A 15252-nucleotide genomic window follows, 5' to 3' on the forward strand; every position below is an offset into this window, starting at 1 on the left:
ATGCGCGTCAGGGCGGTGCCGGGCCAGCCCGACATGTGGGCGTTCGTATTGTTCGAAACCTTGGTATTCACCGCGTATTTCGGCTTCTACCTGTTCTCGCGAGGCCGCAATCCCGAGCTGTTCCTGCACTCGCAGGCTCACCTCGACCTGCGCGTCGGCGTGGTCAACACCCTGGTTCTGTTGCTCAGCTCATGGTCGGTGGCGCGGTGTGTGCAGTCGGCCCGCGCCGGCGCCTACTCCGCGGCCCTCAGGGACGTCTTCATCACGGCGGCGTTCGCCGTGATGTTCTTGCTTTTCAAGGTGTTCGAGTGGGTCCGGTTGGTCGAGGCCGGAAACGGCATCGACCGCAACGACTTCTTCATGTTCTACTTCTTCCTCACCGGGATCCACTTCGTTCACCTACTGATCGGCTTCGTCGTTCTTGGCGTCATCGTCTACCAACTCCGAAGCCCGGCGCGCCGGTCCCAGCAATACGTCGAAACCTGCGCAACGTATTGGCACACAGTCGATTTCCTGTGGGTGCTGATCTTCGCGTTGCTCTACGTGGTGAGGTGAGCCGGTGGGATTCAACAAAAGGCTGCTGTTCGTCTGGGCGATCCTGGCCGCCATGACATTGGGTTATCTGTGGATCGACCACTCCGTCGACGGGGCGCTGAGATCCAGTGCGGTGGTCACCTCGAGCGTCGTCGTCATCGCACTGGTGAAGGTGCGCATCATCTTTCGCGAGTTCATGGAGGTGCGAGACGCCCCGGTCCTGCTGTGCCGTCTCACCGACGGGTGGGTGGTGCTGATCGGCGCCGTCCTGCTCGGCTGTTACTTTGTCGGCCTGCAGGTCCGGTAGCGCCCGCGAGCGAAAAGTCCTATGCCACCGGCGCGACCGCGTCCGCGTTGGTGAACATCAGGTGCAGTTCGCTCAGGCCCCGCAGGATGTACGTGGGCTCGTAGGTGTAGCGACGCTCGGCGGCGGGCCCGTGATGGGTTTCGTTGATCTCGATGTGCGGCATCCGGTCCAGGATCCGCTCGATCGACACACGCCCCTCGACGCGGGCGAGCGGACCGCCGGGGCATGAGTGCACACCACGGGCGAACGCCATGTGTTCGCGAACGTTCTTGCGGCGCAAGTCGAATTCGTGGGGGTTCTCGAACCGCCGCGGGTCGCGGTTGGCGGCGCCCGGCAAGATCATCACCACGGTGCCAGCGGGGATGTCGACACCGCCGACGGTGGCCGCCTTGCGGGCCAGCCGCGAGTCGCTCTTGACGGGGCTGTCCATCCGCAGCGATTCCTCGATGAACCCGGGGATCAGGCTGCGGTCCTCACGCAACTGCTGCTGGATGTCGGGGCGGTCACCGAGCACCTGCAGGGCGGCGCTGAGCAACTTCGCCGTGGTCTCCTGTCCGGCGGCGAAGAGGAACGTCGCCGAGCGGACGACCTCGATCACCGGGGGTGTCGATCCGTCCGGGTACTTGGCTTCAGCGAGGAAGGTCAGCACGTCACCGCGCGGCTCGCGGCGCCGGTCTTCGATGTAGTGACAGAACTTGTCGTCGAGCCACTCCAGCGGGTTGATGCCGACCGACTCGTGGTCGAGTGCCCCGACCCGCGCGCCGGGACGGTCGGCGCCCAGGACGCTGCGGAACTCCTTGTGGTCCTCCTCCGGGACGCCGAGCAGATCTGCGATCACCAAGGTGGCGAAGGGCTTTGAGTATTCGGCGATGAACTCGCACTCGTTGTTGTGCAGGAACTCATCGAGCTGGCGGTCGGCGAGGCGCCACATGAACTCCTCGTTCTGCTTCAGCCGGCTCGGGGTGAGCAGCTTGGCGAGCACGGAGCGCGCTTTGGTGTGGTCCGGCGGGTCCATGGTGACCATGTGCTCGAACATGGGAAAGGAGCTGCGGTGCTGGTCGATCTGCGGGGTGATGTCGTCGCCGTCGGGCGTGAACGGGAGCGGCGGGAATGGGCCGCCGAGCGCGACGATGTTGGAGAACGTCTCCGGATCCTTGTAGATCTCGGTGGCTTCTTCGTAACCGGTGACCGCGACGACGCCGTAGTGGGGGAGGCGCAGCACCGGGTTCTGGCCGCGCAGGTAGTCGAAATACGGGTGCGGATCGGGGACCAGTGACGGATCGGTGAAGAAGTCGATCGAGTCGAAGGTGCTCATCGAATTGTGTCTCCCTGGGCTGGGTGTACCGGTGGTATCCGGCGGCAAGCGGTACCGCCGCGGTGAATTCGAATCGAAAATATGCTGAGCACCTGCTTAGCATGGCGGTAATGTCAGGGTCAAGATCGAGGGCGGCGCGCCACGATACGATCCGTGTGGTCGGTAGGGGACGCCACACAGTACGGAGTGGGGACATGACATCGGCCCGCAGAATCGGGGCGCCGGACGCGAAGAACCGCGTCCTGCTGCTGGACGCCGCCGAGCAACTGATGCTCGAGGAGGGCTACGCCGCGGTCACGTCGCGCCGCCTTGCGAACAAGGCCGGGCTCAAGCCTCAGCTGGTGCACTATTACTTCCGGACCATGGAAGAGCTGTTCCTGGAGGTCTTCCGCCGCCGGGCCGAAGAAGCCCTCGAAGTGCATGCGCAAATGCTGAAACTGCCACAGCCGTTGTGGGCCCTGTGGCGATTCGGCACCGACCCCGCGTTCACGCAGATCTCCATGGAGTTCATGGCACTGGCCAATCATCGCAAGGAGATGCGGGCCGAAATCGCTTATTACGCGGAGCGTTTCCGCGAAGAACAGCGCCAGGCGGTGGCGACGGCGCTGGAGCGCTACGGCTCCAAAATCCAGGACGGAGGCCAGGACATCGATATCCCGCCCGTGGTGTGGACGGTGCTGATGAGCAGCCTGTCGCGCTTTCTGGTCCTCGAGCAGGCGATCGGTATGTCCGCCGGCCACGCCGAAACGCTGGAGCTGGTGGAGAACTATTTGCGACGCCTGGAAGGCGAACCGCAGCCGATCGAGGGAATCCCGGCTACCTGGGTGGTTCACCAGTTCCGTATCGAGCAGAGCACGCCCTTGGGCCCATCCTTGGATACGACGACGGCTCCGTCGACCGCCAGATCGCAGTGAAGCCCCGGCGTGCCGGGCTCGGTCCCGGTGGTCGCCACGACCATGGCGTACGCGTCGGGTTTGGTCATGTCCAGCTCGTAGCTCCATGACTTGCCGGGGGCGATATCGACGTCGACATGCGGTGTGAACGAGTAGGGGTTGTGGCTGTAGTCGGCAAACATGGCCGGCTCGTGGTCCAGGTAGTAGATGTCGGTATAGATCGGGTTGTGCGCGGAGACCGTGTACTTGACGTGATGCATGACCGGGTCGTCGGCGCGTGCGTGCCCGGTTCCCACCAGCAGACCCGCCGCGGTCAACAGCGCGGCCGACGACACGATGGGGGCGACGCGCGTCACTGCGTTCATGGTGGTCATAGCGCTCCTCCGGCTGCCGGACGCGATGTGGTGTTGCGGTTCATGACCCGTTCCGCGGCCTGCCAGTGCGGGTCGGCAACCCATAATCGTGCGAAGGATGCTATCGCCTCCTCGGGCGAAACTCCGCGGATTACCCGCTTTATCTCCGCCGCCGGCCGGCGGGCCAGTGACCTCGCGACGGCTCGCCACCCCTCGTCGGGCGAGTCGAACAGGTCGCGGGGCACGACCCGGTCCACCAGCCCGATGCGTTCGGCGTCCAGGGCGGTCAGGGCGGTTCCCGAGCCGGCCAGCAACAGCGCCCTGCTCTTTCCGACCAGCGCGGCCAGCCGCTCGGCTCCGCCCCACGCGGGCATGATCTCGAGCTGCACCTGGTTGAAGGCGATCTTGATGTCGTCGGCCGCCACCCTGATGTCGGCGGCGACGGCGACCTCGGCGCCACCGCCGAACGCGTGGCCGTTGAGCGCGGCGACGACCGGGGCGGGGAAGTCCGCCAACTCGTCACAGATGGATCGCATCCGCCGGGCCATTGCGGCGGCGTCCTCCTCGCTGCGCAGCGCGCTCAACTCTTTGAGGTCGCCGCCAGAGACGAAGGCCTTGTCTCCGGCGCCCCTGATCACTAGGGCTTGCGCACCCTCCGCCGCGTCGAGCGCCTTCTCCAGCTGGTCCATGGTGTCCAGACCAATCGCGTTGCGCGCGTGCGGGCGGTCGATGGTGATCACCGCCAGTCCGGCGTCGATCTCCAGGTCCACCATGTGTCATCGCTCCTCGACAGGAACCGGATATTGGCATTCTCTTTTCGCGAGAATAACATCATCGCTGCAGGCCCAAGAACTTTCGTCGGTGAGGATGGAGGTGACTCGATGCGGAACCGAATCGTGGCGGCCGTAGCGGTCCTCGGTGTTTTCGTGGTCGGGGCGTGCTCGTCGCGCGCGCCCACCCACATCGCCAGCACGGCATCGGTCACCGTGAACGGTGTCGACCGCAATTTCCACGTGGTGAAGTGCGGTCAACTGGAGTGGACCCGGACGATCGATATCGGCGGCGATTTCGCCGGGGCCAAACTCGTCGTCGACGAGAGTGCGCAACCGGCGATAGCCCAGTCGGTGCACATCCGCAACCTGGGTGGCTTCAGCGGGATGTACTCGCGGGGTGGCGACGGTAGCGCCGACATGAGCGTGACGGGCGACAAGTTCACCATCAGCGGTACCGCCCACGGCTACAAGACCGACAGCTCCCATGACCCGGCTACCGCCACCTTCAAAGTCGTGGTGACGTGCTGACCCGGGGGCGACGTTTGCGGTCGGGTACCTGTAGAGAATATTATTCTCACAAATCAAGAAGGAGGATTTCATGGGGCAGCTGTCGCATCGGGAAGACGTCCCGTTTCCAATCTTTGACGCGGACAACCATCTGTATGAGCCGCCGGAAGCGCTGACCAAGTTCTTGCCCAAGGAGTACAAGGACTACGTCCAGTACGTGCAGATCAACGGCCGCACCAAGATCGCGATCCGCGGTCAGATCAGCAACTACATTCCCAACCCGACGTTCGAGGTCGTCGCCCGGCCGGGCGCGTGGGAAGAGTACTTCAAGTACGGCAACCCGGACGGCAAGAGCAAGCGCGAGCTGTTCGGCGAGCCGATGCGGGCGATCCCGGCGTTCTTCGAGCCGGGGCCGCGGCTGGAGAAGATGAACGAGCTGGGCCTGGAGCGCACCCTGATGTTCCCGACGCTGGCCAGCCTGCTCGAAGAGCGCCTGCGTGACGACCCGCTGGCGATCCACGTCCTGGTCCACGCGCTCAACGAGTGGCTCGACGAGGTCTGGGGCTTCAATTACCAGAACCGCATCTTCACCACCCCGGTCATCACCCTGCCGATCGTCGAGAAGGCGATCGAGGAGCTGGAATGGGCGGTCAAGCGCGGCGCCCGCGCCATCTTGGTCCGCCCGGCGCCCGTCCCCGGCTTCCGTGGGCCGCGATCGTTCGCGGTGCCCGAGTTCGACCCGTTCTGGGAGCGGGTCGTCGAGCACGACGTGCTGGTCGGCATGCACTCGTCCGACAGCGGCTACTCCCGCTACACCTCCGAATGGGACGGCGCCGACCAGGAGATGCTGCCGTTCCAGACCAACGCCATGGGCATCCTCAACGAGTGGCGGCCGATTCAGGACTCGGTGGGTTCGTGGGTGATTCACGGCGCGCTCTACCGCCACCCGAAGCTGAAGGTCGCGATCGTCGAGGCCGGCTCGAAGTGGATGACGCCGCTGCTGGACGGTCTGGCCGAGGTGTTCCGTAAGGCCCCGGAGGCTTTCCCGAGCGACCCGGTGGAGATGGTCAAGAACCGGATCCACGTGAGCCCGTTCTTCGAGGACGGCATCGACGACCTGGTCAACCTCGTCGGTGTCGACCGTGTGCTGTACGGCTCGGACTGGCCGCACCCGGAGGGTTTGGCGGAGCCGACGTTCTACGTCAACGCGCTGTCGCATCTGCCGGTCGACGACCAGGCCAAGATCATGGGCGGCAACCTGGGTCGGCTCGTCACGGTGTGACGCCCGGTTCCGGTCGGCGACGATGCAGAGCGCGGAGCGCGATGAGGAGGAGTCGGCCGATCGAGCCCGGGTCGGCGACGATGCAGAGCGCGGAGCGCGATGAGGAGGAGTCGGCCGATCGAGCCTGAGTGGCGGACCATCCCCGAGATGGTCCTGAGCGCAGCGGACCGGTTCGGCGACGAGGAAGCCGTTGTCGACGGTCCGCTGCGCTTGACATTCAAGCAGGTGGTCGATCGAATTCGTTGCGCCGCAGGTGCTTTCGCTGAACTCGGCGTCGAAAAGGGTGACCGGGTCGCGATCTGGGCACCCAATTCGGCCGAGTGGATCGTCGCGGCGTTCGGTTTGCTCACCGCGGGCGGCGTGCTCGTCCCGGTCAACACACGGTTCAAGGCCAAAGAAGCCGGCGACATCATCGCCCGCAGCAAGGTGAAAGCCGTACTGGTCCACAAAGGTTTTCTGGGCCAGGATTATGGCGCTCCCACCAGCGTGCCGGTCATCGACCTGAAATCCGACTTCCTGTCCAGCGGTTCACCTTTCGAACAAGAGGTGGACGGCACCGACACATCGGACATCATCTTCACCTCGGGCACGACCGGGCGTCCCAAGGGTGCGATGCTCAGTCACGGTCAAACACTGCGCATGTACGAGGAGTGGGCCACGCTTGCGGACCTGCGCGAGGGCGACCGCTACCTGCAGATCAACCCGTACTTCCACACCTTCGGACTCAAGGCGGGGCTCGTCACGTCCTTCCTGCGCGGCGCCACGATGCTGCCCGTCGCGGTGTTTGACGTCGACACGGTGGTGGATCTGATTGAACGCGAACGCATCACGATGCTTCCCGGACCGCCGACGCTGTATCACTCGTTGCTGACGGTGCAGGACACCACCAGGCTGTCGTCGCTGCGGGCGGCCGTCACCGGCGCCGCCGACATCCCCGTCGAACTGGTCCGCCGCATCCACGACGAGCTGCCGTTCCAGACCCTGATGACGGGCTACGGGCTCACCGAGGCCGGCAACGTCACCCTTTCCCGGCCCGGGGATTCCTTCGAGGACGTCGCCACCACCGCCGGCGTGCCGTGCGAGGGGGTCGAGGTGCGCATCGCCGACGACGGCGAGGTGCTGGTCCGCGGCTACGGGGTCATGAAGGGCTATCTCGACGAGCCGGAGGCCACCGCCCAGGCGATCGACGGCGACGGCTGGCTGCACACCGGAGACCTGGGGGCCTTTACCGAGGCGGGCCGGCTGCGCATCGTCGGCCGCAAAAAGGACATGTTCATCGTCGGCGGTTTCAACGCCTACCCGGCCGAGATCGAGGGCTTCCTGCTCAACCACCCGGCCGTCGCGCAGGCGGCCGTCATCGGCGTGCCCGACGACCGGATGGGCCAAGTCGGAAAAGCGTTCGTGGTCCGCGGCGGTGAGGTCACCGCCGGGGAGTTGATCGACTGGTGTCGTGACCGCATGGCCGGGTTCAAGGTGCCGCGCGCGGTAGAGTTCCTCAATTCACTTCCACTCAACGCGACGGGGAAGGTGATGAAGGACCGGCTGCGATGAACAACGGCGACATTCATTCGATGGTGATCGCCTCGGACTACCGCGTTCCCGACCCGACCCGGGTGTGGCCGTTGCTGGAACGCAACAAGGCCGCCCTGGCCGATATCGGCGCCCACCACGTGCTGGTCTACACCTCAACCCACGACCACGGCCGGGTCCTGGTGATGATCGGCGTCCACAGCCGTGAGCCGATCGTGGAACTGCTGCGCTCCCGGGTCTTCTTCGATTGGTTCGACGAGGCCGGCGTCGACGACATCCCCGCGGTGTTCGCCGGCGAGATCGTCGACAGGTTCATCGCACAAGCCCCGCAGACGCCGTCGGCACCGGGCGTCGTGGTCGCCGCCATCACGTCGGTCAACGACGTGTCGCTGCTGACCTCCGAAGTCGGTTCGGCGATCGACAGATTCGCCACGGCCGGAATCCGAAAGACGTGGGTGTTCCAGGCTTTCGACGACGATCACGAAGTGCTGATCCTGCAGGAGTTCACTGACGAAGACAGCGCGCGGGAGTGGATCGAGCACCCCGACGCCGCGGCGCAGTGGATGTCGGGCGCCGGCATCGGCGCCTACCCGCCGTTGTTCGTCGGGCGATTCTTCGACATGATGCGCATCGAGGCAGACTGAGTCGCCGGTGTTCGTGTGCCTGTGTAACGGAGTCACCAGTCAAGCCGTGAGCGAGGCCGTGTCATCGGGGGCGTCGACCACCAAGGAAGTCGCCCACGCCTGCGGGGCGGGCGCCGATTGCGGTCGCTGCCGCCGGACCGTGCAGGCGATGCTGCGGCCTCCGAGTGCGGAGCGAACCCCGAACTCGCGCTGAGTGTTACGTCAGCGCCGCGGACTGCCATCCGGTGACGTCGGCTGGACGAGTTCGACCAGCAGGTGCGGGATTTCCAGGCGCGGCAGCATCACCTCGATGAACACCATGCGGTCCTGTCGCTCCGCGGCGGCGGTCAGGGCGTTGTCGAGCTCGCCGTAGTTTCGCACGCGGAACGCCAAAAGGTCGGTAACCCCCAGCGCGCGGGGGACGTCGGTCCACGCCCAGCTGACGATGTCGTTGTAGGGCGCGGTCTCGCCGTGGATCGCCCGCTCGACGGTGTAGCCGTCGTTGTTCACCACCACGATGACGGGCGAGAGCCCCTCGCGCGAAAACGTACCGAGCTCCTGGACGGTCAACTGCGCGGCGCCGTCACCGATGAGCAACACGATCCTGCGGTCCGGGTGTGCCACCGCGGCCCCCAGCGCGGCCGGCAGGGTGTAACCGATTGAGCCCCAAAGGGGTTGACCGATGAACGTGACGCCCTGCGGCAGCCGGTGGTCGGCCATGCCATAGAAGGAGGTGCCCTGGTCCGCCAGCACCACGTTGCCCGGTGTCAGCGCCACGCAAAGGCGGTCCCACAACATCTGCTGGGTCAGGGGCTGGTCGTGGGGTGGGGGCGGCGGCAGCGGCTCGGCCGGCGGCGGGGCCACCGGTGGGGAAGAGGTGCCGCGGCGGATCAGGGTCGTGGCCAGCGCTTCGAGCGCGGCGCCCATCTCCAACGGCGCGAACACCTCGCCGGCCACACTGCTCTGGTACTGGCCGACGTCGATGGTCCGGGCCGGGTCGATGCGCTGGCTGAAGAAGCCGCTGACCATGTCGGTGAACACCACTCCGGCCGTGACCAACGCGGGTGCCTCTTCGATCGCGGTACGCACGGCCGGGGCGCTGGCGGACCCCGCGTAGATGCCCAGGAAGTTCGGCGAACTCTCGTCGAGCAGACTCTTTCCCCACATCAACGTGGCGTGCGGCACCACGTCGGCGGCCAGCAACGCCTCGAGTTGCTTGATCGCCTGCAGCCGGTGCACCAGCAGGTCGGCGAGCACGGTGAGCCGGTGATTGCCGATGAGTTCGGTGGCGGCCTCGACGAACATCGCCAGGGCGCGGGGGCTGGTGCCACCGGGGTAGCGGGGCAGCGGGGCGTCCGGCGGCTCGGTGGGGAAGCGGGCCACATCGGTGGACAGCAGGATGTAGCCGGGGCGCTTCTGCTCGCGCACCTCGGACAGCACGCGATCGATCTCGCGGCGGGCCGTTGCGGGCATGAGATTGGCCTGCGCGCAGGTGATTTCGCGGCTGATCCGAAAGAAGTGCTCGAAATCCCCGTCGCCCAGCGAATGGTGCAGCGCCCGGCGGGTGCCCTGGGCATCCTTGGACGGCCCGCCGACGACGTGCACGACGGGGACCTGCTCGGCGTAGCTGCCCGCGATCGCGTTGGCCGCGGAAAGCTCGCCGACTCCGAAAGTCGTTACCAGAGCTGACATTCCGCGCAGCCGCCCATAGCCGTCCGCGGCATAGCCGGCGTTCAGCTCGTTGGCGTTGCCGACCCAGCGAATGCTGGGGTGCGCGACGATGTGGTCGAGGAACTCCAGGTTGTAATCGCCGGGAACGCCGAAGATCTCCGAGACGCCGAGCTCGGCGAGACGGTCCAGCAGGTAGTCACCGACGGTGTATGCGGGATCGGTCACGGCATCAGTCACAGGCACGACGGTACGCTCGGCCGAATCCGATCCGGGTGCGACGCCCGGCCAGTATCGTGCGGACCATGGCACTCAAAGAATCCCGCGACATCGTCATCGAAGCCAGTCCGGAGGAGATTCTGGACGTCATCGCCGACTTCGAAGCGATGCCCGACTGGTCGGAGCCGCATCAGAGCGTGGAGATCCTCGACACCGGTGACGACGGGCGCCCCCGTCAAGTGAGGATGAAGGTCAAGGTCGCCGGCATCACCGACGAACAGGTGGTTACCTACACCTGGGCCGACAACGCGGTGAGCTGGAAGCTGGTCAGCTCGTCGCAGCAGAAGGCGCAGGACGGCAAGTACACGCTGATACCGCAGGGTGATGAAACCCTGGTCAAGTTCGAGCTTCTCGCGGATCCGAACGTGCCGCTGCCCGGCTTCGTGCTCAAGCGCGCCGTTAAGGGAACGATCGATTCGGCGACCAAGGCGCTGCGCGACCGGGTGCTGCAGGTGAAGAAGGGCAAATAGCCGCCGTGAGCGCCGGCGGCCCGCTGGCCGGCGTGCGCGTCATCGAACTCGGCGGCATCGGGCCAGGGCCGCACGCGGGAATGCTGCTCGCCGATCTGGGTGCCGACGTGGTGCGGGTCCGGCGCCCGGCAGGCGGACTCGCGATGCCGGCCGAGGAGCGTGATCTGCTGCACCGCGGCAAGCGGATCGTCGACCTGGACGTCAAGGCGCAGCCGCAAACGCTGCTGGAGCTGGCCGCCAAGGCCGACGTGCTGCTGGACTGCTTCCGGCCCGGGACCTGCGAGCGACTCGGCATCGGGCCGGACGACTGCGCGGCGGTCAACCCGAGGCTGATCTACGCGCGAATGACCGGCTGGGGACAGGACGGCCCGTTGGCGTCGACGGCCGGACACGACATCAACTACCTGTCGCGGACCGGTGCGCTGTCGGCGCTGGGCTACGCCGACCGGCCACCGATACCGCCGCTGAACCTGGTCGCCGACTTCGGCGGCGGCTCGATGCTGGTGGTCATGGGTATCGCGGTCGCACTGTACGAACGGGAGCGCTCGGGTACGGGGCAGGTGATCGACGCGGCGATGGTCGACGGGGTGAGCCTGCTGGCCCAGATGATGTGGACCATGAAGTCCACTGGCGCACTGCCGGACCGGCGCGAATCCTTTCTGCTCGACGGCGGCGCCCCGTTCTACGGCTGCTACGAGACCGCCGACGCAAAGTACGTCGCCGTCGGCGCCATCGAACCGCAGTTCTTCGCCGCGCTGCTCGACGGGCTCGGCCTGTCGCCCGACGACGTGCCCGCCCAGCACGACAGAGCTTCCTACCCGCGGATGCGTGAGCTGTTCACCCGGCGGTTCGCCGGCCGGACTCGAGACGAATGGGCGCGGATCTTCGCCGGCACCGATGCGTGCGTCACCCCGGTACTGACGTGGAGCGAGGCCGCCGCCGACGAGCATCTGCGGGCGAGGTCCACGCTGATCACCGCGCACGGCTCCGACCAGGCCGCGCCCGCGCCACGCTTTTCGCGGACGCCGGCCGCACCGGTCGGGCCGCCCCCGGCGGCGACCACGCCGCTGCACGAAATCGACTGGTAGAAAATCGTTTACGGCGAACGCGTCCGCATCGCGGCCGGTGTTGCTAAGTTGATCTTCAGTGGCCGTCAAAGCATCACGGGAATTCGTCGTCAACGCGCCGCCAGACGTGGTCCGGGAAGCGCTGACAGATGTCGGCATCCTGTCGTCGTGGTCGCCCCTGCATAAGCACATCGAAGTGGTGGACCGCTACCCAGACGGCCGGCCGCACCACGTCAAAACCACCATCAAGGTTCTCGGGCTGGTCGACAAAGAGGTCCTGGAGTACCACTGGGGACCCGACTGGGTCGTCTACGACGCCAAGGGGACCTCGCAGCAGCATGGACAGCACGTCGAGTACACGTTCAAGCCCGAAGGGGCCGACCGCACGCGGGTGCGCTTCGACATCACCGTCGAACCCGGGAGGCCCATGCCCGCGTTCATCGTGCGGCGGGCGAGCGAAAGCGTTCTCGACGCGGCGGTCAAGGGATTGTGCGAATTGGTGAACCGTGACAACGGTTCGCCCGGGCCCGGATAGTCGGCCTCGTCTGTGTTTTGGCCTTCGCCGGCGGCGCTGCTGTAGTTAACTGGGGGCGGTGGCTATACAAGCATCGTCGGAAATCGTGATCGACGCGCCTCCGGAACTCATCATGGAGGCGCTCGCCGATATGGACGCGGTGCCGTCGTGGTCGTCGGTGCACAAGCGGGTCGAGGTAGTGGACAAGCACTCCAACGGGCGACCGCACCACGTGAAGGTCACCATCGCGGTGACGGGCATCCACGACACCGAACTGCTCGAGTACAACTGGGGGCCGGACTGGATGGTCTGGGACGCGCACAAGACGGCCCAGCAACACGGTCAGCACGGCGAGTACAACCTGAGCCGGCTGGACGTCGACAAGACCAGGGTGCGATTCACCATCACCGTCGAGCCGTGGGCGCCGCTGCCGGAGTTCTGGGTCGCCCGGGCCCGCAAGAAGATCCTGTATTCGGCGCTGGAGGGTTTGCGTAAACGGGTGATGGGTTGACGGGTATCGGCCCGGTCAGCTGAGGTCGCGCAGGGCCGACAGCCGCGCGATCGCCTCGTCGAGAGTGTCGTCGCGCTTGCAGAAGGTGAAGCGCACCAAGTGATTCCATACGTCCGCCGCGCCCTGCGTCGCGGCCGGGTCACAGAAGGCTGACATCGGGATCGCGGCCACGCCAACCTTTTCCGGGAGTGCCGCGCAGAACGCGCCGCTGTCGTCGTAACCCAGCGGGCGCGGATCGGCGCACAGGAAGTAGGTGCCGGCGCTGTCGTGCACCTCGAACCCGATATCGACCAGCCCGGCGGCCAGTCGGTCGCGTCTGGCCTGCAGCGTGGCGCGCAGCCCGGACACCCACGCGTCCTCGGTCTCCAGCGCCAGGGCCACCGCCGGCTGAAACGGTGCGCCGCCGACATAGCTCAGATATTGTTTCGCCGCGCGCAACCCGGCGATCAGATGTGCCGGGCCGCAAGCCCATCCGATCTTCCAGCCCGTGCAGTTGAACATCTTGGCGGCGCTCGAGATGGTGACGGTCCGCTCCGCCATGCCGTCGAAGCCGGCCAGCGGCAGATGCCGGCGCCCGTCAAACACCAGGTGCTCGTAGACCTCGTCGGTGATCACCAACAGGTCGGCCGCGACAGCCACCTCGGCGATGGCCGCCAACTCGGCGGCGTTCAGCACCGTGCCGGTCGGGTTGTGCGGGGAGTTGACGATCAGCGCGCGGGTCCTCGGCGTCACCGCGCGGCGCAGGGCATGGGCGTCCAGGGCGAAGCCGCGGCCGTGGGGGACCAGCGGCACGGCCACCCGTTGCGCGCGGGCCATCGCCACCACCGGGGAGTAGGAGTCGTAGAACGGCTCGATGAGCAATACCTCGGAGCCGGGTTCGACCAGGCCGATCACCGCCGAGGCGATGGCCTCGGTCGCCCCGACCGTCACCAGCACCTCGGTGTCGGGGTCGTAGTCGATGCCGTAGTGGCGCTGCCGCTGGGCGGCGACGGCCTGGCGTAGCGGCGCGATACCGAGGCCCGGCGGGTATTGGTTGACGCCGTCGGCGATGGCCTGCTGTGCGGCCGCCAGCATGGCCGGCGGCCCGTCCTCGTCGGGAAAGCCCTGGCCGAGGTTCACCGCCCCGATCCGCGCGGCCAGCGCCGACATCTCGGCGAACACCGTGGTCGCGTACGGTTGTAGTCGCTTCACCGTCATGGCCGTCGAGCTTAGGGCGGCGGCCGCGTTCCGCGAACGTCACGCCAGCGTGGCGCTCGCTCGCCGCAGTCGCGCTAGCGTGACGCTCGAGCGGCCGGCCGGGCGCCACCCGCCCAACCAACAGGTTGGCCGGGTGACCCTGTTAGGGTGGCCGTTAACCGACTAGCGTCGCCAGCGACGGACCCAAAACCCACAGTGTTAAGAGGAAAGTGTCATGTCCGAAGAAGCCTTCATCTACGAGGCCATCCGCACACCACGCGGCAAGCAGCGCAACGGATCGCTCAACGAGGTCAAGCCACTGAACCTGGTGGTCGGGCTGGTCGACGAGCTGCGCCGGCGTTTCCCCGACCTGGACGAAAACCTGATCAGCGACATGATCCTGGGCGTCGTCTCGCCGGTCGGTGACCAGGGCGGCGACATCGCCCGCACTGCCGTGCTGGCCGCAGGCCTGCCCGAGACCACCGGTGGCGTGCAGCTCAACCGGTTCTGCGCGTCCGGCCTGGAGGCCGTCAACACCGCCGCGCAGAAGGTGCGCTCCGGCTGGGACGACCTGGTGCTGGCCGGCGGTGTCGAGTCGATGAGCCGCGTCCCGATGGGCTCTGACGGCGGCGCCTGGGCGACCGACCCCGAGACCAACTACCAGATCGGCTTCGTGCCCCAGGGCATCGGTGCCGACCTGATCGCCACCATCGAGGGCTTCTCCCGCGACGACGTCGACGCCTACGCGCTGCGCAGCCAGGAAAAGGCCGCCGCGGCGTGGTCGGGCGGTTACTTCGCCAAGTCGGTCGTGCCGGTGCGCGACCAGAACGGTCTGGTCATCCTCGACCACGACGAGCACATGCGGCCGGACACCACCCTGGAGGGCCTGGGCAAGCTGAAGACCGCGTTCGACGGCATCGGCGAGATGGGCGGCTTCGACGACGTGGCGCTGACGAAGTACCACTACGTCGAGAAGATCAACCATGTCCACACCGGCGGCAACAGCTCGGGGATCGTTGACGGCGCCGCGCTGGTGCTGGTGGGCTCGGAAGCCGCGGGCAAGTCGCAGGGGCTGACCCCGCGGGCGCGCATCGTGGCCACCGCCACCAGCGGCTCCGACCCGGTCATCATGCTCACCGGCCCGACCCCGGCCACGCGCAAGGTGCTCGACCGCGCGGGTCTGACGATCGACGACATCGACCTGTTCGAGCTCAACGAGGCGTTCGCGTCGGTGGTGCTGAAGTTCCAGAAGGACCTCAACATCCCGGACGAGAAGCTCAACGTCAACGGTGGCGCCATCGCGATGGGCCACCCGCTGGGCGCCACCGGCGCCATGATCACCGGCACCATGGTCGACGAGCTCGAGCGCCGCAATGCGCGTCGCGCCCTGATCACACTGTGCATCGGCGGCGGCATGGGTGTCGCCACCATCATTGAGAGGGTTTAAGAC

Annotated in this window: 18 protein-coding genes; 13 read left to right on the forward strand and 5 right to left on the reverse strand. The window is 66.7% G+C overall.

Annotated elements, in window-relative coordinates; all coding sequences use genetic code 11:
• On the forward strand, positions 1-555 hold the full coding sequence (locus OQ789_RS02445) for a cytochrome c oxidase subunit 3 family protein (protein ID WP_420716024.1): 555 nt from the start codon (positions 1-3) through the stop codon (positions 553-555).
• A gap of 4 nt (positions 556-559) precedes the next feature.
• Positions 560-841, forward strand: coding sequence for a cytochrome C oxidase subunit IV family protein (locus tag OQ789_RS02450; protein ID WP_324683200.1), 282 nt, complete (start codon positions 560-562; stop codon positions 839-841).
• A gap of 19 nt (positions 842-860) precedes the next feature.
• Here the strand turns inward: OQ789_RS02450 and OQ789_RS02455 are convergent, their stop codons facing one another.
• Positions 861-2156, reverse strand: a complete 1296-nt coding sequence (locus tag OQ789_RS02455) for a cytochrome P450 (RefSeq protein WP_324683202.1) — start codon at positions 2154-2156, stop codon at positions 861-863.
• A gap of 194 nt (positions 2157-2350) precedes the next feature.
• Between OQ789_RS02455 and OQ789_RS02460 the strand changes: the two genes are divergently transcribed.
• Positions 2351-3070, forward strand: a complete 720-nt coding sequence (locus OQ789_RS02460; RefSeq protein ID WP_324683204.1) for a TetR/AcrR family transcriptional regulator — start codon at positions 2351-2353, stop codon at positions 3068-3070.
• On the opposite strand, the gene OQ789_RS02465 is transcribed toward OQ789_RS02460, so the two are convergent.
• Complete coding sequence (locus OQ789_RS02465; RefSeq protein ID WP_324683371.1) at positions 2986-3351, reverse strand: hypothetical protein; 366 nt, start codon at positions 3349-3351, stop codon at positions 2986-2988. The two genes, OQ789_RS02460 and OQ789_RS02465, sit on opposite strands and share 85 nt — an antisense overlap.
• Before the next feature lie 68 nt (positions 3352-3419).
• Positions 3420-4175, reverse strand: coding sequence for an enoyl-CoA hydratase/isomerase family protein (locus OQ789_RS02470; protein ID WP_324683205.1), 756 nt, complete (start codon positions 4173-4175; stop codon positions 3420-3422).
• A 108-nt stretch (positions 4176-4283) separates the two neighbouring features.
• Here OQ789_RS02470 and OQ789_RS02475 point away from each other — a divergent pair, with 108 nt between their 5' ends.
• The 5 genes from OQ789_RS02475 to OQ789_RS02495 all read left to right on the forward strand — a co-directional run bounded on the left by OQ789_RS02475 (position 4284) and on the right by OQ789_RS02495 (position 8331).
• Entirely contained in the window at positions 4284-4703 is a 420-nt protein-coding gene (locus OQ789_RS02475; RefSeq protein WP_324683206.1) for a lipoprotein LpqH, read from the forward strand.
• A 70-nt stretch (positions 4704-4773) separates the two neighbouring features.
• The gene (locus OQ789_RS02480; RefSeq protein ID WP_324683208.1) at positions 4774-5964 is read left to right on the forward strand and encodes an amidohydrolase family protein; all 1191 of its coding nucleotides are present in this window, start codon (positions 4774-4776) and stop codon (positions 5962-5964) included.
• Positions 5965-6111: 147 nt separating this feature from the next.
• A complete protein-coding gene (locus OQ789_RS02485; protein ID WP_324683209.1) occupies positions 6112-7515 on the forward strand; it encodes a FadD3 family acyl-CoA ligase in 1404 nt (467 codons plus the stop codon).
• The gene (locus OQ789_RS02490; RefSeq protein WP_324683211.1) at positions 7512-8138 is read left to right on the forward strand and encodes a fatty-acid--CoA ligase; all 627 of its coding nucleotides are present in this window, start codon (positions 7512-7514) and stop codon (positions 8136-8138) included. The genes OQ789_RS02485 and OQ789_RS02490 overlap by 4 nt, the downstream gene beginning before the upstream one ends.
• A 7-nt stretch (positions 8139-8145) precedes the next feature.
• Positions 8146-8331, forward strand: a complete 186-nt coding sequence (locus OQ789_RS02495; protein WP_324683212.1) for a (2Fe-2S)-binding protein — start codon at positions 8146-8148, stop codon at positions 8329-8331.
• Between the two features lie 8 nt (positions 8332-8339).
• On the opposite strand, the gene OQ789_RS02500 is transcribed toward OQ789_RS02495, so the two are convergent.
• Positions 8340-10025 carry an alpha-keto acid decarboxylase family protein gene (locus tag OQ789_RS02500; protein WP_324683213.1) on the reverse strand — a complete coding sequence of 562 codons (1686 nt, stop codon included), beginning with the start codon at positions 10023-10025 and terminating at the stop codon, positions 8340-8342.
• Between the two features lie 65 nt (positions 10026-10090).
• Here OQ789_RS02500 and OQ789_RS02505 point away from each other — a divergent pair, with 65 nt between their 5' ends.
• The 4 genes from OQ789_RS02505 to OQ789_RS02520 are packed head-to-tail and all read left to right on the forward strand — an operon-like array spanning position 10091 to position 12626.
• The gene (locus tag OQ789_RS02505) at positions 10091-10534 is read left to right on the forward strand and encodes an SRPBCC family protein (protein ID WP_324683214.1); all 444 of its coding nucleotides are present in this window, start codon (positions 10091-10093) and stop codon (positions 10532-10534) included.
• A gap of 5 nt (positions 10535-10539) precedes the next feature.
• Positions 10540-11622: a CaiB/BaiF CoA-transferase family protein gene (locus OQ789_RS02510; protein ID WP_324683215.1), complete on the forward strand. Its 1083-nt coding sequence runs from the start codon at positions 10540-10542 to the stop codon at positions 11620-11622.
• 58 nt (positions 11623-11680) lie between these two features.
• Complete coding sequence (locus tag OQ789_RS02515; RefSeq protein WP_324683216.1) at positions 11681-12136, forward strand: SRPBCC family protein; 456 nt, start codon at positions 11681-11683, stop codon at positions 12134-12136.
• A gap of 58 nt (positions 12137-12194) precedes the next feature.
• Positions 12195-12626: an SRPBCC family protein gene (locus tag OQ789_RS02520; protein ID WP_324683217.1), complete on the forward strand. Its 432-nt coding sequence runs from the start codon at positions 12195-12197 to the stop codon at positions 12624-12626.
• Positions 12627-12641: 15 nt separating this feature from the next.
• Here OQ789_RS02520 and OQ789_RS02525 read toward each other — a convergent pair whose 3' ends face one another.
• A complete protein-coding gene (locus tag OQ789_RS02525; protein ID WP_324683218.1) occupies positions 12642-13823 on the reverse strand; it encodes a pyridoxal phosphate-dependent aminotransferase in 1182 nt (393 codons plus the stop codon).
• A 214-nt stretch (positions 13824-14037) separates the two neighbouring features.
• Between OQ789_RS02525 and OQ789_RS02530 the strand changes: the two genes are divergently transcribed.
• Positions 14038-15249 carry an acetyl-CoA C-acetyltransferase gene (locus tag OQ789_RS02530; RefSeq protein WP_324683219.1) on the forward strand — a complete coding sequence of 404 codons (1212 nt, stop codon included), beginning with the start codon at positions 14038-14040 and terminating at the stop codon, positions 15247-15249.
• Positions 15250-15252: the final 3 nt, after the last annotated feature.

This window comes from Mycobacterium sp. 94-17 (assembly GCF_035617725.1).
Taxonomy (GTDB): Bacteria; Actinomycetota; Actinomycetes; order Mycobacteriales; family Mycobacteriaceae; genus Mycobacterium.

Excerpts from the sequence above, each read along its gene's own strand:
- OQ789_RS02445 (WP_420716024.1), top strand. The coding sequence starts at position 1 with ATGCGCGTCAGGGCGGTGCCGGGCCAGCCCGACATGTGGGCGTTCGTA.
- OQ789_RS02455 (WP_324683202.1), bottom strand. The coding sequence starts at position 2,156 with ATGAGCACCTTCGACTCGATCGACTTCTTCACCGATCCGTCACTGGTC.
- OQ789_RS02460 (WP_324683204.1), top strand. The coding sequence starts at position 2,351 with ATGACATCGGCCCGCAGAATCGGGGCGCCGGACGCGAAGAACCGCGTC.
- OQ789_RS02470 (WP_324683205.1), bottom strand. The coding sequence starts at position 4,175 with ATGGTGGACCTGGAGATCGACGCCGGACTGGCGGTGATCACCATCGAC.
- OQ789_RS02475 (WP_324683206.1), top strand. The coding sequence starts at position 4,284 with ATGCGGAACCGAATCGTGGCGGCCGTAGCGGTCCTCGGTGTTTTCGTG.
- OQ789_RS02480 (WP_324683208.1), top strand. The coding sequence starts at position 4,774 with ATGGGGCAGCTGTCGCATCGGGAAGACGTCCCGTTTCCAATCTTTGAC.
- OQ789_RS02485 (WP_324683209.1), top strand. The coding sequence starts at position 6,112 with ATGGTCCTGAGCGCAGCGGACCGGTTCGGCGACGAGGAAGCCGTTGTC.
- OQ789_RS02490 (WP_324683211.1), top strand. The coding sequence starts at position 7,512 with ATGAACAACGGCGACATTCATTCGATGGTGATCGCCTCGGACTACCGC.
- OQ789_RS02505 (WP_324683214.1), top strand. The coding sequence starts at position 10,091 with ATGGCACTCAAAGAATCCCGCGACATCGTCATCGAAGCCAGTCCGGAG.
- OQ789_RS02525 (WP_324683218.1), bottom strand. The coding sequence starts at position 13,823 with ATGACGGTGAAGCGACTACAACCGTACGCGACCACGGTGTTCGCCGAG.
- OQ789_RS02530 (WP_324683219.1), top strand. The coding sequence starts at position 14,038 with ATGTCCGAAGAAGCCTTCATCTACGAGGCCATCCGCACACCACGCGGC.